At 67.7% G+C, this 21,444-nt stretch carries 19 protein-coding genes; 11 read left to right on the top strand and 8 right to left on the bottom strand.

The genetic code is table 11. The annotated features are described in order from the left end of the window. The first annotated feature begins 59 nt into the window (after positions 1 to 59). The 5 genes from BACI71_RS13995 to rplS are packed head-to-tail and all read left to right on the top strand — an operon-like array spanning position 60 to position 2,158. Positions 60 to 329 carry an antitoxin gene (locus tag BACI71_RS13995; protein ID WP_159759610.1) on the top strand — a complete coding sequence of 90 codons (270 nt, stop codon included), beginning with the start codon at positions 60 to 62 and terminating at the stop codon, positions 327 to 329. After that, positions 326 to 721 (top strand): type II toxin-antitoxin system VapC family toxin, encoded by a 396-nt coding sequence (locus BACI71_RS13990; RefSeq protein WP_159759608.1) that lies wholly within the window; start codon positions 326 to 328, stop codon positions 719 to 721. The genes BACI71_RS13995 and BACI71_RS13990 overlap by 4 nt, the downstream gene beginning before the upstream one ends. Then, entirely contained in the window at positions 718 to 1,047 is a 330-nt protein-coding gene (locus tag BACI71_RS13985; protein WP_159759606.1) for a hypothetical protein, read from the top strand. Before BACI71_RS13990 ends, BACI71_RS13985 begins: the two co-directional genes overlap by 4 nt. Further along, the gene (gene trmD / locus BACI71_RS13980) at positions 1,044 to 1,778 is read left to right on the top strand and encodes a tRNA (guanosine(37)-N1)-methyltransferase TrmD (protein WP_159759604.1); all 735 of its coding nucleotides are present in this window, start codon (positions 1,044 to 1,046) and stop codon (positions 1,776 to 1,778) included. Before BACI71_RS13985 ends, trmD begins: the two co-directional genes overlap by 4 nt. Continuing rightward, the gene (gene rplS, locus BACI71_RS13975; protein ID WP_159759602.1) at positions 1,775 to 2,158 is read left to right on the top strand and encodes a 50S ribosomal protein L19; all 384 of its coding nucleotides are present in this window, start codon (positions 1,775 to 1,777) and stop codon (positions 2,156 to 2,158) included. The genes trmD and rplS overlap by 4 nt, the downstream gene beginning before the upstream one ends. Positions 2,159 to 2,348: 190 nt before the next feature. Here rplS and BACI71_RS13970 read toward each other — a convergent pair whose 3' ends face one another. The 4 genes from BACI71_RS13970 to BACI71_RS13955 all read right to left on the bottom strand — a co-directional run bounded on the left by BACI71_RS13970 (position 2,349) and on the right by BACI71_RS13955 (position 6,596). Then, positions 2,349 to 3,425 carry an NAD(P)/FAD-dependent oxidoreductase gene (locus BACI71_RS13970; RefSeq protein ID WP_159759600.1) on the bottom strand — a complete coding sequence of 359 codons (1,077 nt, stop codon included), beginning with the start codon at positions 3,423 to 3,425 and terminating at the stop codon, positions 2,349 to 2,351. Continuing rightward, a complete protein-coding gene (locus BACI71_RS13965; RefSeq protein WP_159759598.1) occupies positions 3,407 to 4,093 on the bottom strand; it encodes a methyltransferase domain-containing protein in 687 nt (228 codons plus the stop codon). Before BACI71_RS13965 ends, BACI71_RS13970 begins: the two co-directional genes overlap by 19 nt. Beyond that, the gene (locus BACI71_RS13960; RefSeq protein ID WP_159759596.1) at positions 4,090 to 5,145 is read right to left on the bottom strand and encodes a type III polyketide synthase; all 1,056 of its coding nucleotides are present in this window, start codon (positions 5,143 to 5,145) and stop codon (positions 4,090 to 4,092) included. Before BACI71_RS13960 ends, BACI71_RS13965 begins: the two co-directional genes overlap by 4 nt. A gap of 122 nt (positions 5,146 to 5,267) precedes the next feature. Continuing rightward, the gene (locus BACI71_RS13955) at positions 5,268 to 6,596 is read right to left on the bottom strand and encodes a replication-associated recombination protein A (protein ID WP_159759594.1); all 1,329 of its coding nucleotides are present in this window, start codon (positions 6,594 to 6,596) and stop codon (positions 5,268 to 5,270) included. A gap of 126 nt (positions 6,597 to 6,722) precedes the next feature. Between BACI71_RS13955 and BACI71_RS13950 the strand changes: the two genes are divergently transcribed. Together BACI71_RS13950 and BACI71_RS13945 are read left to right on the top strand one after the other, a co-directional pair. Further along, complete coding sequence (locus BACI71_RS13950; RefSeq protein ID WP_159759592.1) at positions 6,723 to 7,343, top strand: PadR family transcriptional regulator; 621 nt, start codon at positions 6,723 to 6,725, stop codon at positions 7,341 to 7,343. Beyond that, entirely contained in the window at positions 7,340 to 7,630 is a 291-nt protein-coding gene (locus tag BACI71_RS13945) for a DUF2218 domain-containing protein (RefSeq protein WP_159759590.1), read from the top strand. Before BACI71_RS13950 ends, BACI71_RS13945 begins: the two co-directional genes overlap by 4 nt. Positions 7,631 to 7,727: 97 nt before the next feature. Here BACI71_RS13945 and BACI71_RS13940 read toward each other — a convergent pair whose 3' ends face one another. Together BACI71_RS13940 and BACI71_RS13935 are read right to left on the bottom strand one after the other, a co-directional pair. Then, the gene (locus BACI71_RS13940) at positions 7,728 to 8,879 is read right to left on the bottom strand and encodes a glycosyltransferase family 4 protein (RefSeq protein ID WP_159759588.1); all 1,152 of its coding nucleotides are present in this window, start codon (positions 8,877 to 8,879) and stop codon (positions 7,728 to 7,730) included. Positions 8,880 to 8,927: 48 nt separating this feature from the next. Next, positions 8,928 to 10,709, bottom strand: coding sequence for a cation:proton antiporter domain-containing protein (locus BACI71_RS13935; RefSeq protein ID WP_159759586.1), 1,782 nt, complete (start codon positions 10,707 to 10,709; stop codon positions 8,928 to 8,930). A 143-nt stretch (positions 10,710 to 10,852) separates the two neighbouring features. On the opposite strand from BACI71_RS13935, the gene BACI71_RS13930 reads away from it, so the two are divergent. Further along, positions 10,853 to 12,664, top strand: coding sequence for a DUF885 domain-containing protein (locus BACI71_RS13930; protein WP_159759584.1), 1,812 nt, complete (start codon positions 10,853 to 10,855; stop codon positions 12,662 to 12,664). A 128-nt stretch (positions 12,665 to 12,792) separates the two neighbouring features. On the opposite strand, the gene BACI71_RS13925 is transcribed toward BACI71_RS13930, so the two are convergent. Then, a complete protein-coding gene (locus tag BACI71_RS13925; RefSeq protein ID WP_159759582.1) occupies positions 12,793 to 15,510 on the bottom strand; it encodes a TonB-dependent receptor in 2,718 nt (905 codons plus the stop codon). 64 nt (positions 15,511 to 15,574) lie between these two features. Next, on the bottom strand, positions 15,575 to 18,052 hold the full coding sequence (locus BACI71_RS13920; RefSeq protein WP_159759580.1) for a glycoside hydrolase family 95 protein: 2,478 nt from the start codon (positions 18,050 to 18,052) through the stop codon (positions 15,575 to 15,577). A 198-nt stretch (positions 18,053 to 18,250) separates the two neighbouring features. Between BACI71_RS13920 and BACI71_RS13915 the strand changes: the two genes are divergently transcribed. From BACI71_RS13915 to BACI71_RS13905, 3 genes are read left to right on the top strand one after another with little or no spacing between them, the layout of a single operon-like run. Next, on the top strand, positions 18,251 to 19,261 hold the full coding sequence (locus tag BACI71_RS13915) for a zinc-binding alcohol dehydrogenase family protein (RefSeq protein ID WP_159759578.1): 1,011 nt from the start codon (positions 18,251 to 18,253) through the stop codon (positions 19,259 to 19,261). Between the two features lie 43 nt (positions 19,262 to 19,304). Next, positions 19,305 to 20,618, top strand: coding sequence for an L-fucose:H+ symporter permease (fucP, locus tag BACI71_RS13910; protein ID WP_236552988.1), 1,314 nt, complete (start codon positions 19,305 to 19,307; stop codon positions 20,616 to 20,618). Positions 20,619 to 20,623: 5 nt separating this feature from the next. Further along, positions 20,624 to 21,442: an IclR family transcriptional regulator gene (locus BACI71_RS13905; protein WP_159759576.1), complete on the top strand. Its 819-nt coding sequence runs from the start codon at positions 20,624 to 20,626 to the stop codon at positions 21,440 to 21,442. Positions 21,443 to 21,444: the final 2 nt, after the last annotated feature.

The raw sequence follows: 21,444 nt of genomic DNA, 5'->3' as shown, positions 1-21,444 counted from the left end.
CCTCCGCCTTGCGAGCCCTGCTGCCTGTATATACATGCTGTACATACAGGAGGCCGGCGATGGGTAACGAATATCGCGCCAAGGTGTTCAAGTCCGGCAATTCGGTAGCGTTGCGGCTGCCGAAGGGTCTGGGGTTTGGCGAGGGCGACGATGTGGTGATCGCTCCGCACGACGACGGCTCGTTCAGCCTGTGGCGCGAAAGTGACGGCGCGCAGGTGTTGATGAGCCTGTACGGCAGCGTCTCGGAAGGCTTCATGGCGGACGGACGCGGGGACACGCGTGCCGACGTGCGCGACTGGAGCCCCCGGCCCGGTGCGGCGGCGGCATGAAGGGCTACCTGCTCGATACCAATGCCTGTATCGATTTCCTGCTCGGGCGGAGCGATCCGCTTGCACGCCGGATGGGCGAGGCGTTCGGGCAATTGCATGTTTCGGCAATTACCGCAGGCGAACTTCGGGTCGGCCATCGTACGTCGCGCGAGCCCGAGAAGGACGCCAAGCGGATCGACACCTTTCTGGCGGCGCTCGCGGTGCTGGCGTTCGATGGTGAGGCGGCCTCCGCTTATGCGCGCATGGTCCGCGCCATCGGAATGCGGCGAGGAAGCTACGACCGTCTGATCGCGGCACAGGCGATCGTCGGCGGGCTGACGCTCGTCACGAACAACGAACGTGACTTTGCCGATATTCCCGATCTCAAGATCGAGAATTGGACACGGGCGTGACGACCGCGAGCGACCTGCTGTGGCTGGTCGGCTTTCCGGCGATCTTCGCCGCCGTGCTGTCCGTCGTGTCGGTGGCTGTGCGTGGCCGGCGATGGTCGCGGCGTCGCCTCATCCTCACCGCATCGATGCCGCTGCCGTCGCTCGGCGCGCTGGTGTGCGTGGCCGTGTTCGCCCGTGCAGTGCTGACGCCCGCGGAGCGATGCGGGGTCGACGCTTGCGGGATGGCGATGATGTTCGCGACGTCCGGGCTGGCCTATGCCGCCGGCGCCTTTCTCCTCGGTGCGGCGGCGGCGGCCGGCATCGTCTATTCATTGGGACGACAATGATTTTCCGCGCCACGATCCTGACCCTCTATCCGGAGATGTTTCCCGGTCCGCTCGGCACCTCGCTCGCCGGGCGAGCGCTGGCGGAGGGGAAATGGTCGCTCGACGCGGTCAACATCCGCGACTTCACCACCGACCGGCATCGGACCGTCGACGATACGCCCGCGGGCGGCGGCGCGGGGATGGTGCTGCGCGCCGATATTCTCGCGCGCGCGGTCGATGCGCAGGCTGATGGCCGGCCGCTGCTTGCGATGACGCCGCGTGGTGCGCCGCTCCGGCAGGCACGCGTGCGCAAGCTGGCCGCGGGACCGGGGGCGGTGATCCTGTGCGGGCGGTTCGAGGGGTTCGACGAGCGGCTGCTGGAGGCCCGCGGGGTCGAGCAAATCTCGATCGGTGACTACATCCTGTCGGGGGGCGAGATGGCGACGCTGGTGCTGCTCGATGCTTGCGTTCGGCTCCTTCCCGGCGTAATGGGCGCGGCTTCAAGCGGAGTCGAGGAAAGCTTCGAAAGCGGCCTCCTCGAATATCCGCACTACACCCGACCGGTCGAATGGGAGGGGCGCACGATCCCCGAAGTGCTGCGATCGGGGGATCATGCGAAGATCGCGGCCTGGCGGCAACGGCAGGCGGAGATCGACACACGGCTACGGCGGCCAGACCTTTGGGAGCGTCATGAGGGCGCTCGGGTCGGCCCGCCCTCTGGCGCGCGGCAACGGACTGAGGACGAACAATGAACCTGATCCAGACGCTCGAAGCCGAGCAGATCGCCAAGTTCAACGAAACCAAGAAGATCCCGGAATTCCGCCCCGGCGATACGCTGAAGGTCGGCGTGAAGGTGGTCGAGGGTGAGCGCACCCGCGTCCAGAACTACGAGGGCGTGTGCATCGCGCGCTCGAACAAGGGCATGGGCTCGTCGTTCACCGTCCGCAAGATGAGCTTCGGCGAGGGCGTGGAGCGCGTCTTCCCGCTGTACTCGCCCAACGTCGATTCGATCGAGGTGGTGCGCAAGGGCGCGGTGCGTCGTGCCAAGCTGTATTACCTGCGTGGCCGCACCGGCAAGTCGGCGCGTATCGCCGAGCGTCGCGACACGCGCCCGGCCGCCGCGGCCGAGTAATCGGCGCGGCCCCGTCGGGGCTTTGCGAGGAGGCGTGGCGGGCGACCGCCGCGCCTCTTTTCGTTTGGGCCGCGGCGTGCTCTGCCATTGCCGACCGGGATTTGATCCGCAGCGCCCTTCCTGGCGGCAGAAGCAGAAAGGGAAATCCCGGATCAGGTCGGGGATGACGGCTGGTGCTGGTCGATCCGATCTAGCCCGGTGTGATCCGCGTTGCGGCGGCGACGGCGTCGATCAGGCCGAGACGCGCCGCGATCGGGAGCAGCGGCGCTATCATTGGTGGGCGTTCGGCCATCGCGCGGATTGTGCTGGCGAGCAGAACTGGGCGGGCGGTCTGGCGGGCGAAGCGCGATTGCCATGTCGCAGACGGCTCACCCGCCAGCCACGCCTTTGCCGCCGACACCCCGCTCGCCAGTGCGATCCCCATGCCTTCGCCCGCAAGCGACGGAATGACTGCCGCCTGATCGCCCAGCCGGTAGCAGCCGTCCGTCCCGTGGCGTGCGCGCCAGCCGTAGGGCACATTGGCGATCGCCTCGACCGGCGTCGCGTCCCCCACGAGCCGATCGGCGAAGACCGGTAGTTCGTCGGCCAGCGCGGCGAGCAAGGCGTCAGGGCTGCCCGCCTCGGTAAGGCGCGAGCGGCGGATCGCCAGGCATACGTTGGCGCTGCCGTCCTCCTGCAACACGACGCCGGCATAGCCGCGGTCGAACAGATGGAGCTCGATCGCGTCGCCGACGCGGCGCGCCAGATCGACACCGCGGCGGCGGGTGCGCAGGCCGAGGGTCGGGTCGACGCCGCGCGCCGCCGACGGGCGGGCCGCACCGCGCACGTCATGCTTGCCGCTGGCGAGGAACAGCGCATCGCTCGCCAGCAGCGCGCCGTCGCCGGTGCGAATCGCACCGTCCTCGATCGCACGCGCGACGACCCCGCGCTCGACCGCCGCGCCGTTCTGGACCGCTCGATCGAGCAGCAACGTATCAAGCCGGGTTCGCGAGACGCCGATCGCCGGGGCGGGAAGCGCGGCTTCGACCCTTCGACCGCGCGCGAAGATGCGGACGCGCACCACCCGCGCCGGGTTGAGCGCATCGGCCGCAATGCCGAGCGACGCAAGCGTCTCCAGCGTCCGCCAGCTCAGGAACCCGCCGCACAGCGCGTCGCCGGTCTCGCGCGTACGCTCGATCACCAACGGTCGCGCGCCACCCCTTGCCAAGGTGATCGCCGCGGCGCTGCCCGCGGGACCGCCGCCGAGGATCAGCGGCTCGCGACGCATAGCCGGAACGGGAAGGCGCGGAATACGCGTGCGTCGCTGACCCCGGCCTCGCCGAGCAACGGCGACCACTCACCGGGGCGGTAGCTGCGCGCGATCGACAGTCGCCCGTCATGCCGCACGATATGGTGCCACCGGAACAGCCCGGCGAGCAGCGGCCAGCCGTAATAGGCGAAACCGTGCCGATGCAGGTCGTTGACCAGCCAGCCGACCCGCGCCTCGCGCGCCATGAAGCGCAGGAAGGCGATTAGCTGTGGCTGCGTCATGTGGTGTGCGACGAGGCTGGAGATCACGAAGTCCCAGCCTTCGCCGGTCAGATCGGCATAGTCGCCGGTGCGCCAGTCGATCGCGAGATCGGCGGACGTGTGCGCACGCGCCGCGGCTTCGCTGCGTGGGTTGAGATCGATACCGACCAGATCGAAACCGACGCCGCGCTTTTCGCCCCAATGCGCGATCCGCCGCAGCATGTCGCCGTCACCATAGCCGACGTCGAACAGACGATAGCGTTGCCCCGGCTTCGTGAGGCGCGCGAGGAACGCCAGCGTCGGGCGCGCCGCCATCGTCACGACATTGACCCGCGCCAGATCCGCGACCACCGCGGCATAGACGTCCGCGGGCAGGTCGTCGGCGTCCATCAGCTCATCGGCGGTGGCGCGCTGCCCGAGCATCACGTCGCGCTCGCGAACGCCAGCCCTTCGGCGGCCAGTCCGGGGCCGAAGGCGAGCGCGATGCCATGCTCGACCGGTGGACCTGCCAGCACCCGCGTCAGCACGAACATCAGCGTCGCCGACGACATGTTGCCGTTGGCGGCGAGCACCGCACGCGAATCATCGAGTGCGTCGGTGGGCAGCGCCAGCGCGTGTTCGACGGCGTCGAGGATCGAGCGTCCGCCGGCGTGGACCGCCCAGCGATCGACCGCGCGTCCGCCGGTCAGCGTCGCGACCAGCGCCGGATCGCGCAGCGCCGCGCTGATCCGCCCCGGCACCTCGCCCGAAAGATGCATCGCGAAGCCGTAATCGGTGATGTCCCAGCGGATCAGCGCGGCGGCTTCGGGCAGCGTGGCGCTGAACGGCTGGCCGATCGCCAGCCCCTGCGGCGCGGCGGTAACCAGCGCCGCTGCGGCGCCATCACCGAATTGCAGCATCGCGAGCAGCGGCTCGAGCGACGTGGCGGGTTGAAGGTGAAGCGTCGAGAGTTCGACGGTGACGACCAGCACGCGCGCCGCCGGTTCGGACCGGACGATGTGTCGCGCGGTACGCAGCGCCGCGACCGCAGCATAGCAGCCCATGAAGCCGATCAGCGTGCGCTCGACGCTGCCCGGCAGGTCAAGCACACGCGCCAGGATCTGGTCGACGCCGGGCGCGACGAAGCCGGTGCAGCTCGCAACGACGAGGTGGGTGATGCCGTCGAGTTCGACCTGTGCGCGCAGGTCGGCGATCGCCGCAAGTGCGAGCGCCGGTGCCGCGTCCGCATAGAGCGCCATCCGCGCGGCGGTGCCGGGATGCGGCTCGGCGGCGTAGAAGCCCGTCGCGCCGACCGGCGAGCCATGCTCGGCAGGGAGCACCGACCAGCGATGGGTTATCCCGGCGCGACCCGCCATCCGGTGAAAGAGGCGTGCCTCACGCTCGGGCAGCCGCCGTTCCGCCCAGTCGACGAACGCGACGTGAATGTCATGGGCGGGAACCGCGGTGCCGATCGCCGCGATGTGGGGAGTGACACGCATTACGTGTCCTGAACGCGTGTGAGCGGATTTCGGCCCTGCGTTGGCAGGGCAGCGGGGACGAAGCGTAGGCGACTCACTTGCGACGGCTTATCTACTTATCCACATTAGGCAATCCGGCTCGCTTATCCCTCGCGTCGTTCGCGTCCCGCGGTCCAGAAGGCGAGCCGCTTGCGGATCTCGCGCTCATATCCGCGTTCGTTCGGTTCATAGAACAAATGATCGTCGCCGATCTCGGTGGGGAAGAAATCCTGCGCGGCATGCGCGTCGGGGTAATCGTGATCGTAGCGATAGCCCTCGTGATAGCCGAGTTCCTTCATCAGCTTCGTCGGCGCATTGAGGATATGCCTGGGCGGCGGCAGCGAGCCGGTGTCGCGCGCCAATGCGCTCGCGCGGTCGAACGCGACATAAGACGCGTTCGATTTGGGCGCGGTGGCGACATAATTGATTGCTTGCGCGAGGAACAGCCGGCCCTCGGGCATCCCGACGCGTTCGAACGCGTGCCATGCGGTCATCACCTGCACCAGCGCCTGCGGATCGGCCATGCCGACATCCTCCGACGCCGCGCAGCACAGGCGGCGGAAGATCACCGCGGCGTCCTCGCCGCCGCGCACCATCCGCGCCGCCCAGTAGAGTGCGGCATCGGCATCGCTGCCGCGCAGGCTCTTGTGGAAGCAGCTGAGCAGGTTGAAATGCTCTTCCTGCCCCCGATCGTAGAGCGGCGCGCGCTTCTGGACGATCGCCGCCAGCGCCGCGGTGTCGATCGGCGCGTCGGACTCGATCAGGAACAGCGTCTCGCACAGCCCGAGCAGATAGCGCGCGTCGCCATCGGCCATCGCGATCAGCGCGGCGCGCGCGTCCGCGTCGAGCGGCAGCGTGCGCCCTTGCTGCGCCTCGGCGCGCGCGAGGACGGTGTCGAGTTCGGCGGCGGACAGCCGGTCGAGCGTGAACACCTTGGCGCGCGACAGCAACGCGGCGACAAGGCTGAAGCTCGGATTCTCGGTAGTCGCGCCGATCAGCACGATCGTGCCGTCCTCGACCGCGGGCAGCAACGCATCCTGCACCGGGCGCGAGAAGCGGTGCAGCTCGTCGATGAACAAGGCGGTTGGCTTGCCGGCAGCGCGCAGGTCGCGCGCGGTGGCAAGCGTGCGCCGCAGGTCGGCGATCCCGGTTGACACCGCAGAGAGCTGAACGAAGACATAGCCCGCCTCGGCCGCGATCAGCCGTGCGATCGTCGTCTTGCCGACGCCGGGGGGACCCCACAGCACGAACGACGACAGCCGGCGTGAGCGGATCATCATCGCCAGCGGCGCGTCGGGGCCGAGCAGGTGCCGCTGCCCGATCACGTCGGCGAGCGCGCGCGGGCGCAGCTGGTCGGCGAGCGGGGCCTGAGCATCGGAAGGAGCAGGGCTGGGGGGATCGACGGGATCGAACCCGGCAAACAGGTCGGCCATGCGCTCTCATGTAAGGCGAGACGCGAGCCGCGTCATGCGAGAAGCTAAAATATATCTTGAAAGCTCTTGCGCCATTCTATTCAAGATATATCCTGCTGCATCATGATAGGAAATGGAGTCGACCGGATGTTCGGTTTTTCACACGGTGGCCGCGGCCATCATCATCATTCAGGGCAGCGCGGCGGGGGTGGCGGGTTCGACCCCGAGCGGTTCTTCCACTGGATCGAGCGGCTCAACGACGGGGAGCATCGTCGCGGCGGCGGCGGTGGCGGACGCAGCCGGCGGATGTTCGACGGATCGGAGCTGCGGCTGGTGCTGCTCAAGCTGATCGCGGACACCCCACGCCACGGCTATGAACTCATCAAGACGATCGAGACGCTGACCGGCGGCGCCTATGCGCCGAGCCCGGGGGTGGTCTATCCCACGCTCACCTTGCTCGACGAAATGGAGCTGATCGCGGAACAGGCCAGCGAGGGCTCGCGCAAGCGCTTTGCGGTGACCGACGCCGGGCGCGCGCATCTGGACGAACAGGCAGAGACGGTTGCGACGCTGATGGCGCGGCTGGAGGCGCTGGCCGCGCAGCGCGCGCAGGGTGAGGGTGAGGGGGCGCCGGTCCGCCGCGCGATGCACAACCTGCGCCACGCGGTCATGGATCGCGTGAAGCGCGCCGATGCCTCGCCGGAGCTGCTCCACGAGATTGCCGCGTTGATCGATGAAGTGGCGCAGAAGGTGGAGCGGCTGAAGTGACGGTGCGGGTGGCGCGCGTGCCGACGCATTCGGCGAGCCGCTATCTCCAGCAGCTCGCCAAGCACTGGAGCCACAAGATGGAGGTCAGTTTTTCGGAGCAGGAGGCGATGATCGCGTTTCCGAACGGGGCCAAGGTCGAGCTGCGGGCGGACAGCGAGACGCTCGACGTGCGGCTGGCGGTGCCGGAGGACGGCGACGTGGCGCGGATGGAGGAGGTGGTGGCGAGCCACCTCGACCGCTTCGCGTTCCGCGAGGCGCCGCTGACCTTCGACTGGCGGACGGTGTGACGTCAGGCGCGCCTCCCGACCGTTCGCCCTGAGCCTATCGAAGGGCGTGTTGCCGGGCACGTGCTTCGACAAGCTCAGCACGAACGGTCGAGAGGAGTCAGGTTCGCGGTGACGAGAGCACTTCCCGGTACGCCTGCAATACCGCGCCATTAGCGCTGTCCCAGCGGAACTCCTGCGCGCGTTCGTGCGCGGCCTGTCCCATCGCCACGCGCAGCGCCGGGTCCGAGATGAGCCGCGCAATCGCCGCGGCGTAGCCGTCAAGATCCTCCGGCGGCACGAGGAAGCCGGTGCGCCCGTCTTCCAGCAGGTCGACCGCACCGGTGGCGCGCGCCGCCACGACGGGGACGCCCGCCGCCATCGCTTCCGACGTCACCTGTCCCCACGTCTCGGTGACGCTGGGGTTGAACAATAGATCCATTGATGCGACCGCGCGGCCGAGATCGTCACCGCTCTGAAAGCCCGCGAACGCCGCTTGGAGTACGCGCTCGGCAAACCAGTCGCGCGCCGGCCCCTTGCCGACCACCAGCACGCGGTGGCGGACGCCCAGCGCATCGAGCCGCGCCAGCACGTCGGCGAACACGCCCAGCCCCTTTTCGAGCACGAGCCGGCCGAGGAAGCCGATCGTCACCTCGTCATCGGCGATTCCGAGCGAGCGCCGCCATTGCAGACTGCGCGCATTGGGGTGGAAGCGACGATGGTTCACCCCGCGCCCCCATAGCGAGATCGGCGTCGTGACCCCGAAATCGCGGATCACTTTCGCCATCGAGGGAGTCGGCACCAGCACGCGGTCGGCGCGATTGTAGAAGCGGCGCAGGATCGCGACGATCAGCGGCTGAACCAGTGACAGGCCGTAATATTGGAAATAGGTCTCGAAGCGGGTGTGGACGGTTGCGACCACCGGTATGCCGCGGCGGCGCGCCCAGGTGATCGCCGCATGGCCGAGGAATTCGGGCGCGGAGACGTGCACGAGGTGCGGGTCGAACGCCTCCAGGTCGCGGCGCGGCTGCGCCGGTAGCCCGCGCCCGAGCTTATATTCGCCGCGCCCGCCCGGCATCGGGATCGCCGGCACGTCGACCACCGTGCCGCGCGCCTCGAACGCCGGGGTCGGCGTGGTCGGCGAATAGACGCGCACCTGCACGCCCTGATCGAGAAGATAGCCGACCAGCAGGTTCTGCGCCTGATTGGCGCCGTCGCGCACATAATTGTAGTTGCCGCTGAAGAAGGCGACGCGCAGCTCGGACGGGTTCATGCTCCGCCCGCTAGCCACGATGTGCGGCAAAATCGCGACCGTCCCGGCTCAAGCAGGTCGGATTTCATCGGTCCGCCGGATGCGCCGGATGCGCGGCTGTCGATCGAGCATCGCGGTGCGACGGATCGTCTCGCGCAATTCCTCGCGCTTGTCGTGGATCGAGGCGATCACCGGCCCCATCGCGACGCCGAGATCGACCAGCACCGCCTCGGACAATTGCAGCGAGCTTTCCAGCGTTTCCGGTACCGCGTCGGTCACCCCCGCCTTGTAGAGTTCGGCCGCATGCGCGGTGTCGCGCGCACGGGCGATGATCGGCAACGCCGGGAAGGCGGCGCGCAGCCGCTTGGTCAGCCGCACCGTCAGCACCGGATCGTCCATCGTGAGGATCAGCGCGCGCGCGCTGGTCAGATCGAGCCGCTCAAGCAGTTCGGCGCGCGCGACATCGCCGAAGATGATCGGATAGCCGCCCGCGCGCGCCTGCGTCACCGCGTCGATGTCGGCCTCGACCGCGACATAGGGCTGGTCGTGGCGCGCCAGCATGTCCGCGACCAGCCGCCCGACGCGTCCGAAGCCGAACACCACCGCGCGCTGTCCCTCGGCATGGTCGAGCGTGTCGGGTCGGGCACCGTCACGCTTCTCGATCCGCCGCGCGATCACGCGGCCGAGCAGCGCGAGCAGCGGGGTGATCGTCAGTCCGATGGCGGTGACGGTCTGCCAGAAGCTGGCAGTGGCGGCGGTGATGAGTTGCGCCTGCGCGGCGGTGGCGAGCACGATCAGCGTCGTCTCCGACGGGCTGCCCATCAGCATCCCGGTCTCCGCGGCGATGCCGGGGCGCGCATTGGCAACGCGTAGCAGCAGATACGTCACCACCGCCTTGACCGCGACGACGCCGAGTACCGCGGTGAGCAGCGGCATCCAGTTGCGCGCGATCGCGGCGAGATCGAGGCTCATGCCGACCGTGATGAGGAACACGCCGAGCGCGAGGCCCTTGAACGGCGCGGTCATTACCTCAACCTCGGTGTGATACTCCGTCTCGGCGATCAATAGCCCGGCGAGCAACGCGCCGACGATCGGTGACAGGCCGGCGGCGGTGGTCGCGACGCTGGCGACGATCACGACCAGCAGCGAGGCGGCAAGGAACAGCTCAGGGCTCTTGGTGCGCGCCGCCTGCGCGAAGAGGCGCGGCAGCACCAGCCGTCCGCCGACATACATCGCCACCACCGTCAGCCCGCCGCGCAACGCGACCCCGGCGATCCCAACCCACCCATCGTCGCTGGCGGTCGGCGCCATCGCGCCCAATGCGAAGATGATCGGGACAAGCGCGAGGTCCTGGAACAGCAGGATCGCGAACGCGCCGCGCCCGACCGGGCTGGTCGTGCCCACCATCGGGAGCACCAGCGCGGTCGATGACAGCGCGAGCGCGAGGCCGAGTCCTGCCGATCCGCCCCAGCTCTGCCCAATCAGGTGCAGGGCGATCCCGATGAACGCGGCACAGCCGACCAACGCCGCCGGCCCGGTGCCGAACACCAGTTGGCGCATCGCCCATAAGCGCCGGAACGACAGCTCCAGCCCGATCGAGAACAGCAGCAGCACGATCCCGAACTCGGCGAATGGCTCGATCGATTCCGGGTCGGAGATCGTGAAATAATACAGCCACGGCGCGCGCGGCACGAGCGCGCCGAGCCCGGCAGGACCGACCAGCGCACCGACGAGAATGAACCCGATCACCGGGCTGATCCGGAAGCGCGCGAACGCCGGGATCACCAGACCGGCGGCGCCCAGCACCACCAACGCGTCCGAGAAGCCTTCGTTGTGCAGTCCGATCGCCATACCCGAGACTGTACGCAGGCGTGACGGACTTTGTCGCCCTTCGTGACCCGAAAAATGCGGATTGCCGACCAAGTGATTGCCCGCGCTCGACAAAGGTGTCGGTGAACGTCAGTCTGCCTGCCATAACCACACCGGGAGTTCGCATGCGTCGTCGCCAGTTCCTTGTCTCCGCCAGCGCCACCGCCGCGCTGGCCGCTCTGCCGCGCGCCGCCGCTGCTGCCGCAAAGACCGGCCCGCGCGACACCGAGCTGCGCGCCTTGCTCGACCGCTTCTTTTATACGCGGCTCGACGAGAGCCCTGAGCAGGCGACTTCGCTGGGGCTCGACACCGGCGCGCGTGCGCCGCTCAAGTCGCGACTGTCGGATGCCAGCCGTGCCGGAGAATTGCGCGACTTCGCCAGCGCCCGCGCCGAGCGTGCGGCGTTACAGGCGATCCCGCGCGAGGCGCTCGGCGATGCGGCGCGGCTCGACTATGACATCGTTGCCTATGGCCTTGACCGGATGCTGGCGGGCGAACGCTATGATTATGGCGCGAGCGCGGGACGGTACGCACCCTATGTGCTGACGCAATTGACCGGTGCGTATCGCGACGTGCCGGATTTCCTCGCCAACCAGCACCGGGTGCGCGACGCCGCCGACGCTGATGCCTATGTCGCCCGTGTCGCCGCCTGGGGGCCCGTGATCGATGCCGAGACCGAACGTCAGCGCGCGGATGCGGGCAAGGGCGTGTTCGCCCCCGACTACATCCTCGACACCACGCTCAAGCAACTCGCGGCGGTGCGCGACAAGGCAGCCGATGCGACCGGCCCGGCCACCGACTTCGCCGCCAAGCTGAAAGCCGCGAACCTGCCCGCGGATCGCGCGGCGGCGGTGGTGAAGCTGATGACAGAGCGCGTCTTCCCGGCGCTCGACAGCCAGCGGGCTTTGGTGACCGAGTTGCGAGGCCGCGCGGTGCACGATGCCGGCGTGTGGCGTCTTCCCGATGGCGAGGCCTATTACGCCGCTGCGGCGAGCGCGGCGACCACCACCGACATGACTGGTGACCAGATCCACCGGCTCGGGCTCGCGCAGGTCGCAGAGATCGGTGCGCGGATCGACGGCATTTTGCGGAAACAGGGGATGACGCAGGGGACGGTCGGCGAGCGGCTGGTCGCGCTCAACAAGCGTCCCGACCAGCTCTATCCCAACACCGATCCGGGGCGCGAGGCGCTGCTCGAACAACTCCGCGCGCAGGTCGCGGCGATGACCGAGCGGCTGCCCGAGCAATTCGCGATCCTGCCGCGCGCGCCCGTCGAGGTACGCCGGGTGCCCGAAGCCATTCAGGCCGGCGCGCCCGGAGGCTATTACCAGTCGGCGTCGCTCGACGGATCGCGGCCGGCGATCTACTTCATCAATCTGCGCGACACGTTCGACCGGCCGAAGTTCGGGCTGGCGACGCTCAGCTATCACGAGGGGGTGCCGGGGCATCATCTGCAGGTGATGTCGGCGCTGGAGAGCCAGGACATTCCGCTGATCAGGCGGCGCGGCTTCTATTCGGGCTATTCGGAGGGCTGGGCGCTTTATTCGGAGCAGCTCGCCGACGAGATGGGGATGTACGACGGCGATCCGCTCGGGCAGGTGGGCTATCTGCAATCCTTGCTGTTCCGCGCGACGCGGCTGGTGGTCGACGCAGGCATGCACGCCAAGCGCTGGAGCCGCGAGAAGGCGACCGATTACCTGATCGCCACCACCGGGATCGCGCGCGGGCGCAGCCAGGGCGAGATCGACCGCTACACCGTCTGGCCGGGGCAGGCGTGCAGCTACAAGATCGGCCACACCGTCTGGACGCGGTTGCGCGACGAGGCGAGGCGCAAGGCGGGGGCGAAGTGGGACCCGAAGGAATTTCACCGCGTGCTGACGCTCGGCGCGATGCCGCTGACGGTGCTCGAGCAGGTGGTGCGCGAGCGGATCGGGTAATCCTCCTTCCCGAAACCAACCTGTTTCGTCATTGCGAGCGTAGCGAAGCAATGCAGGGCCGGATCAGGACGCCCTGGATTGCTTCGCTACGCTCGCAATGACGAGCAATCCAGTTCGGCTGTTGCGCGTCAGAACCGCACGCGTACGCCTGCGGTTACGCGGCGGCCGTTATCGACCACGCCGCGCAGCAGGCCGACCGCGGTGTCGTTGTAGATCTTCGCGTTGGTCGCGTTGGTGACATCCGCGTTGAGCGTGATCATGCGGTTGATGTCATAGCTCGCCGAAATGTCGAGTTGACCATAGGACCGCTGATAGTCGCCGTCGCCGAAAGTGCTGATCGGATCGTTCACGAAGCCGTTACGGTAATTGTACGAGGCGCGGATGCCGAAGCCTGCCTTCTCGTAATAGCCCGCGATATTGTAGCTGCGCGTCGACGCCCCCGAGATCGGGATCGCCGGCTCGCCCTGCGTCACCACCACGTCGCCGAGATCGAGATAGGTGAAGTTGCCGAGCATTCCGAACCCGTCCAGCGCGCCGGGCAAGAAGGTGAACGGCACCTGCGCTCCCAGCTCGAAGCCCTTGATCTTGCTGCTCGCGCCATTGCGAGGCTGACGCAGCAGGAACACCTGCTCGCGGCTGCCGCCTTCCTCCAGCTGGACGGTCTGGGTTACCGAGGTCGCGGTGTTGACGATGAAATTCTTCACGTCCTTGTAGAACACCGCCGCCGACAGCAGCCCCGAGCCCGCGAAATAATATTCGAGCGACAGGTCGATCTGGTTCGACACATAAGGCCGCAGGTTCGGGTTGCGCGCGCTGATCGTGCTGGTGTTCGCATCGACGCTGAGCGTCGGGGAGAGCAGCCCGATGTCGGGGCGCGTCAGCGTCCGCGCGACCGCGCCGCGCACCTTCAGCTGCGGGGTGAGGTCATAGGACAGATTCGCGCTTGGCAGCCATTCGGCATAGCTGTTGTCGATCGACACCGGCGTGGTGCCCTGCACGACGGTGATGATCCCGCCGCGCCGCACGAGCAGCGTCGACAGGTCCGCCGCATTGCCGTCCGAAGTCTGGTCGGTGCGGACGTAGCGCAGCCCGATGTTGCCGTTGAACCGTTCGTCGAGCGCGCGGATGTCGACCTGCCCGTAAGCGGCATAGGAACGCTCGGTGACCTGAAAGTCGTTGGCGAGCTGCGCCTGCGGCGGGGCGAGCGCCAGCATCTCCGAGAGCGGCAGGCGATCGAAGAAGGCGTCGAGGCTCGGCGCGAGATAGGTGCCGAGCGACGACTGGACGAACTTCGAATAATCGACCTGCGACAGGATCGGCGCCGCCGACGTGCTGCCGCCCTCTATGGTCTGGTTATAGGCCTGTCCCAGCGCGGTGGCGAATTGCTGCGAGGTCAGGTTGAAGGTGCGCGAGCTGAACTCGCTCTTGCGATTGGCGAACATCGCACCGGCCTTGAGCACCAGCGATGCGTCCGCGAGGTCGAGGTCGCGCGCGATGTCGAGGCGGCCGTCGTAATTGCGGTCGATGCTCGGCGCACGATAGGTGCCGCCGACCGCGAGCAGATTGTAGCTCGACGGATCGAGCGGATCGTAGCCGCGGTTGAAGGTGACGGTCGGCTCACGCCCGAGGTTGCCGCCGGTGTCATAGCCGACGCGCGCGCGCGAGTTGATCGCGAAGCCGTAATTGGTCGAGGTGCGGCGCGCCTTGGAGAAAGTGAATTCGGTCGACACCTTCAGCCGGTCGACCGTCCAGATGCCGCCGACCGCGCCGCTGAACAATTGGTCGTGCGTGTCGATCGGGCGGGTGTCGGCGCGGTGGTCGACGCCGTTCGCGTCGAGCGCGGTGAGGTAATCGCCCGCCACTGTGCTGCCGACGACCCCGGCGTTCGCGCCCTGGATGTTGGTGAAACGAACCTGATGTTCGTTGTAGATCGAATAATCCTTGAAGTCCGAGAAGAAGCCGTCGGCGTATAAATTGAGCGTGTCGGTCGGCTTGAACTGCAACCCGCCGATCATCGTCGCACGCTCGAACTTGCCGTCCTGCGCAACGAGGTTGGTGGTGTGGATGAAGCGATACTGGTCGGCGAAGTCGCCATCGAGATTATAGTCAAGTGGCGGGTTGCGCCGCGCCTCGACGCCATTCTCCGCACCGTAGCCGAGATAGCCCGCCGACAGCACCCGCCGCTTCTCGTAATTGAAGCCGAAGCTGGCGCCGAAGCGATCGTTGATGACCTTGTTGACGAACAGCGAGGCGTGCGGGGTCACGCGGTTCGGATTCTCTTCGTAGATCCCCTCGGCGGTGATCGCGACCACGTCGCGCCCGGCGTCGAGCGGACGTGCGACCCGGACGTTGACGCTCCCCGCGAGGCCGCCCTCGACCTGCTCCGCGCTCGGCGACTTGATGACCTCGACCGCGCTGACGAAGTCCGACGACAGCGACGTGAACGAGAAGCTGCGCCCGCCGCCGGGCGTCGCGATCTGGCGGCCGTTATATTGCGTCTGGGTAAAGTTCGGGCCGAGCCCGCGCAACGCGACGCGGCTGCCCTCGCCCTTGTTGCGGGTGATCTGTACGCCGGTGACGCGTTGCAATGATTCGGCGAGGTTCTGGTCGGGGAAGCGCCCGATATCCTCGGACGAGATCGCATCGACGATGCCGATGTTGTTGCGCTTCAGCGCAGTGGCGTCGGCGAGGCTGCGGCGGATGCCGGTGACGACGATATCCTCGCCCTCGCTGCCGGCCGCAACCGGCTGATCGGAGGCGGCCGGGGCGGCGGTCTGCGCCACCGAGCCGGTGGCGATTGTGAGCGCGAGCAGCGACGCTGCCCCCGCGAAAAGACGCTTGGACATTTCTTCCTCTCCCTTGTCGGCCGCTGCGCCTGTGGTGCGCAGTCGGCGGTGATGATCGCCGCGCTCAGCCGGCGCCGATTTGCAGAATGATCCGGTCCCCGGCGCGTGCGCGCAGCCGCAGTCCGGCCGCCTCGCTGCGCAGTGACACTGCGGTTTGCCCGTTGCGCGCTGCGCGTACCCGTCGCCCGGCAGGCAGCCGCACCAGCACCTCGCCGTCGCGTGAGAAGAGCAACGTGGCGGCATCAAGCCCGCCGCCGCTCCAGCGCTGGTCGACGGTCACCCCGCCGCGCGCACGGAGCCCGCGGACGCTGCCGTCGCGCCATGCCGGGGGCAGCGCGGGGAGCAGGGCAATCGCCTCGTCATGGCTCTGCACCAGCATCTCGGCGATCGCGGCGGTGATCCCGAAATTGCCGTCGATCTGAAAGATCGGGCCCTTTTCGGACGGATGCGTGTCGAACAGATTGTCGAGCGTGCTCGATCTGAAGAATGCGTCGATCGAACGCCCGGAGCGCGCGGCGTCGCCCATCCGCGCCCAGATGCAGGTCGCCCAGGCGCGGCTCCAGCCGGTCTGCGCGCCGCCATTATCCTCGCGGCGCTGCATCGATGTCGCGACCGCCTGCGCCCATTTCGGGGTACGACGCGGGGTGAATTCGTCGCCGGGGTAGAGTGGATAAAGGTGCGATATATGGCGGTGGCCGGGCTCGTTCTCCGCGAACTCGCGCGACCATTCGAGCAACTCGCCGTGGCTGCCGATGCGATAGGGCTCCAGTTGCTCGATCAGCCCGCGCAGCTTCGCAGCGAAGGCAGCATCGGTCTTCAGCAGCGCGGCGGCGGCGATGCAATTGGTGAATAATTCGCGGATCAGCGCGAGGTCCATCGTGCAGCCGGCGCTGATCGACGCCTTCTTGCCGTCGGGCGCGAGGAATTCGTTCTCGGGCGAGATCGACGGCGCGGTGGTCAGCCGGTTGCTCGCCGGATCGGCGACCAGCCACGCGGCGCAGAATTCGGCGGCGCCGCGCATCAGCGGCCAGGCGCGCGTGCGCAGGAAGGCAAGGTCGCCGCTGAACGTATAATGCTGCCACAGATGCTGCATCAGCCACGGCCCGCCCATCGGCCAATTCGCCCACACTGGGGTGGCCTCGCCTTCGCCGACCGGGTTGGCCATTGCCCAGACATCGCTGTTATGGTGCAGGCACCAGCCGGGCATCCCGTAATAGCCGCTGGCCACCGCCCGCCCGCGCACCGCGACACGGTCGAGCCAGTCGAACAGGGCGGTGTGGCAATCGGCGAGGTTGGCGACTTCCGCCGGCCAGTAGTTCATTTCGGTATTGATGTTGGTGGTGTGGTTGCTGCTCCACGGCGGGCGCACCTCGGCGTTCCAGATGCCTTGCAGGTTGGCGGGCTGCGACCCCGCGCGCGAGCTGGCGATCAGCAGGTAGCGGCCAAAATGGAAGAGCAGCGCGGCGAGGCCGGGATCGCTGGCGCGTTCGTTGCCGGCGCGGCGCTGCGCGGTGGTGCCGGTCGGGCCGGACAGCTTCAACTCGGCGCGGCGGTAAAGCGACTGATGGTCGGCGATGTGCGCAGCGCGCAAGGCGGCGTAGCTGCGCCCGCGCTCGGCCGTCAGCACGGCGACTGCCTTGGCCTTGATCGCGGCGATCGGCAGGTCGGGGGCCTGATCGAAGCGGCGGAAACCGGTCGCGGCGGCGATGCGGATCTCGACCCCGCGCGCGCCGCGAACGACGATCTTGTCGCCGGTCGGCGTAGCACTACCGCCATCGACCGCGATCTCGGCAACCGCGGCAAACATCATCCCCTTGCCGACAGCATCGTCATAGCGGATCGGGTCGGCGACCCTCTGGTAATTGGGCGCGGCATAGGCGGGGGCCTTGCCGTGGAGCACCAGCCGGTTACCCGCGGCGGTGACGGTGCCGCGCAACAAGGTCGACAGCGACAGTTCGGCGTCGATCGTTCCGCCCTCGGCGATCAGATGGATCACCACCAACTGCGCGGGATGCGAGACGAACATCTCGCGCCGGTGCCGGGTCGCGCCGCGACGATAGGAAATACCGACGAGTGCCTGATCGAGGTCCAACTCGCGCTGGTAGTCGGCGACCGCATTGCCGCCAGTCATCGCGATCGTCAGATCGCCGAGCGGGGCGTAGCTGTTCGAATACGGCCCCTGCATCCGCTTCGCGCGATCATCGGCGGCATGATAGTCGCCGGCCAACGCCGCCGCACGCACCCCCGGCAGCGCGGCCTCCGACCCCGCGTTCGCGTTCGCGGCGGGGAAGCCCGACCAGAGCGTATCCTCGTTGAGCGAGACGATCTCGCGCTCGGTGCCGCCGCGTACCATCGCGCCGAGCCGGCCGTTGCCGATCGGCAATCCCTCGACCCAGCGGGTGGCGGGCGAGTCGAACCAGAGGCGATGCGCATCGTCGGGCGCGACCGGCTGCGCGCGGAGCGGCAGGCTAGCCAGACCCCCGGCAGAGAGCGCGGCCGCGCCGGCACCCAGCACCCCGCGTCGGGTCAGATCGGCCGCCATCCCCATCTCCGTTTGCTTATATGAAATTCGTTCTCTGCCGGCGATAGTGACGCAAGTTCCACAGTGATGGAAGAGTGAAAATCCAATGCGTTAATGAAAGTTACTCTGCCACTAATGTGGATTACATCAGCCGGTGGGTTGCTCACTGGTCAATCAGGTCTCATATATGAAAGCGAGACACAGGAGGGGATCCCAGCCATGCGCGCCATATTGTGCCGTGAGCCGTTTGCGCTCGAACGGGTCGAGCGTGCCGAGCCGACCGCTGCATCAGGCGAGGTCCTCGTGCGGATGCGCCGCGTCGGGCTGTGCGGCACCGATTACCACATCTTTGCGGGTAATCAGCCGTTTCTCTCCTATCCGCGCGTGATGGGGCACGAACTGGCCGGCGAGATCGCGGCGGTGCCGGAGGGATCGGCGCTGCGCGTCGGGCAGCGGATTACGATCAACCCGTATCTGGCGTGCGGCACCTGCGTCGCGTGCCGCAAGGGCAAGCCCAATTGCTGCGCGCGGATTGCGGTGCTCGGCGTCCATACCGACGGCGGCATGCAGGACGTGATTGCGGTCCCCGAATGCGCGGTGATCCCCGCCGACGACCTGACGCTCGAACAGGCGGCGATGGTTGAGTTTCTCGCGATCGGCGCGCATGCGGTGGCGCGCGCGGGGCTGTCGGCCGGCGATCGCGTGCTGGTCGCCGGCGCGGGGCCGATCGGGATCGCGGTGTCGCTGTTCGCACGGCTCGACGGCGCCCAGGTGACGATCATCGACACGCGCGCATCGCGGCTCGACTATGCGCGCACCCGGTTGGGGTTCGAGGAGGTTGTGACGGTCGACGACACGGTCCGCGACGCGCTGACGGTGCGCACCGACGGCGATTTCTTCGACTGTGTGTTCGACGCGACCGGCAACATCCATGCGATGCGCGCCGGGTTGAGCTATGTCGCGAATGGCGGCAGCTATGTGCTGGTCAGCGTCGTACCCGACGATCTGATCTTCGCCGATCCCGAATTCCACCGCCGTGAAACGACGTTGATCGCCAGCCGCAACGCGCTGTCGAGCGACTTCGCGCGCGTGCTCGCCGCGATCCGCAGCGGCGACATTCCGACCGACGCGCTCCACACGCACAGCGTCGACGCCGACGACTTGCCCGAGCGCATGCCGCGGTTGATCGCCGAGGCGGACCATGTTCTGAAGGCAATCGTGACGTTCTGAGGAAGCGCGGGCGCGACGACCCGGCTCGGCGAAGAAAAAGAGGATGACGGCAATGGCGTGGCAAGGCTCCCCTCCGCTGGAGGATCATCCCCGCGCGGAAAGCGCGCAGGCGCCGGGCGGGGCAGCGCGTTGGGTGCCGGCGCTCGTCATCACCACCTCGCTGTTCTTCCTGTGGGGGATGGCGAACAATCTCAACGATATCCTGATCGCGCAGTTCAAGAAGGCCTTCACGCTGTCGGACTTCGGCACCAGCTTCGTGCAGCAGGTGTTCTACCTCGGTTATTTCGTGTTCGCGATCCCGGCGTCGATCGTGCTGCGACGTTTTGGGTACAAGGCGGCGATCATCACCGGCCTGCTGCTCTATGGTCTCGGCGCGCTGCTCTTCTATCCGGCGGCGGCGATCAGCGCCTACCAGCTTTTCCTGTTCGCCCTGTTCGTGATCGCCGCCGGGCTGGCGTTCCTCGAGACATCCGCCAATCCGCTGATGACCGAGCTGGGTGATCCCGCGACCGCGACGCGGCGGCTCAACTGGGCGCAGGCAGCCAATCCGTTCGGCGCGATCACCGGCATCCTGATCGGGCGCAACTTCATCCTGTCGGGGATCGAGCATGACGAGGCAACGCTGGCCGGCATGAACGCCGCCGCGCGTGCTGCCTTTTACCGCAACGAGGTGCAGGCGGTCGCGACCCCGTATCTGGCGATCGCGGCGATCGTGCTGCTGTTCGCCTGCGCCGCCGCGCTGACCGCCTTCCCGCGCAACACCGCAGTGCGCAATGTGCCGGAAGCGGTGAAGACGCAGCGCTTCGCCGAGCTGCTGCGCCATCCGCGGCTGATCGGTGCAGTGATCGCGCAATTCTTCTATGTCGGGGCGCAGGTTGGGCTGTGGAGCTATACGATCCGCTATGCGCAGGGCGCGCTCGGCTGGAACGAGCGGCAGGGCGCTGACATGCTGTTCGTCTCGCTGCTGCTGTTCGCGGGCGGGCGGTTCGTCGGCACGACGCTGATGACGTGGATCGCGCCGGCGCGGTTGCTGGCGATCTTCGCGGGCGTGTCCGCGCTGCTCGCGGGCACGGCGGCGCTGGTCGGCGGGACGGTAGGGCTCTATGCCTTGGTGGCGACCAGTTTCTTCATGTCGATCCAGTTTCCGACGATCTTCGCGCTCGGGGTGGAGACACTCGGGCCACTGCGGCGGCTCGGCTCGTCGCTCATCATCATGGCGATTATCGGCGGCGCGGTGCTGACCGGGGTGATCGGCTTCGTCTCGGATCGCGCCGGGATCGCCGCGGCGATGCTGGTGCCGGCGGCCTGCTTCCTTGTGGTGCTGACCTATGCGGTCCGCTTCCGTGCGCGAGCGTGACGGCAATGGCGCGCACACGCAAGCAGGCGGACCCGGATGGCGAGACCAAGCCGAAACAGACCACCTATGCCGCGCCGGCGCTGGAAAAGGCGTTCGAAATCCTTGACCTGCTCTCCGCCTATCCGCAGGGCGCGCTGGTCACCGACATGGCGGCGGCGCTCGGCCGCTCGGTGGGCGAGCTGTTCCGGATCGTCGTGGTGATGGAGCAGATCGGCTATCTGCAACGCTCGCCCGTCAACGACCGCTATACCGTGTCGTACAAGATCCTCGATCTCGCCTATCGCGCCACGCCGGCACAGAATTTGACCCGCGCAGCGACGCCCGAGATGCAGCAGCTCGCCGCCGAGACCGAGCAATCCTGTCATTTCGTCGTGCCCAACGGTGCCTTTGGATTGGTGATCGCACGCGAGGAAAATCCTGGAATGCGGGGTTTTTCGCTGCGGCTGGGCGCGGCGATCGACATGATCCGCAGTTGTTCGGGGCAGGTGCTGCTCGCCTTCTCCTCGGCGCAGCGCGTGAAGCGGATCGTCGCGCAGGCAGCCGCGGCGCAGGGCAAGCCGGTCGACATGGACTGGCTGGAGGAACGCCTGAAAATCGTGCGCCAACAAGGCTTCGACCGGCGACAAAGCCCTGTGACTCAAGGCGTTACCGACGTCAGCTATCCGGTGTTCGCGTTTAGCGGCGAGATCGTCGGGGCGCTGACGGTGCCGTACCTCGAACTGATCGACGGGTCGCAGCGCGTAAAGCTGGATGCGGTCGACGGGCTGCTCCAGGCGGCGGCGGCCCGCATCTCATTGACGCTGGGGCATCATCCCGCGGCCTGAAG

It is taken from the genome of Sphingomonas sp. 8AM, assembly GCF_902506455.1.
Taxonomy (GTDB): Bacteria; Pseudomonadota; Alphaproteobacteria; order Sphingomonadales; family Sphingomonadaceae; genus Sphingomonas.
Note: the sequence above shows the minus strand (reverse complement) of the source record. Positions and strands in the feature narration are given on the sequence as shown.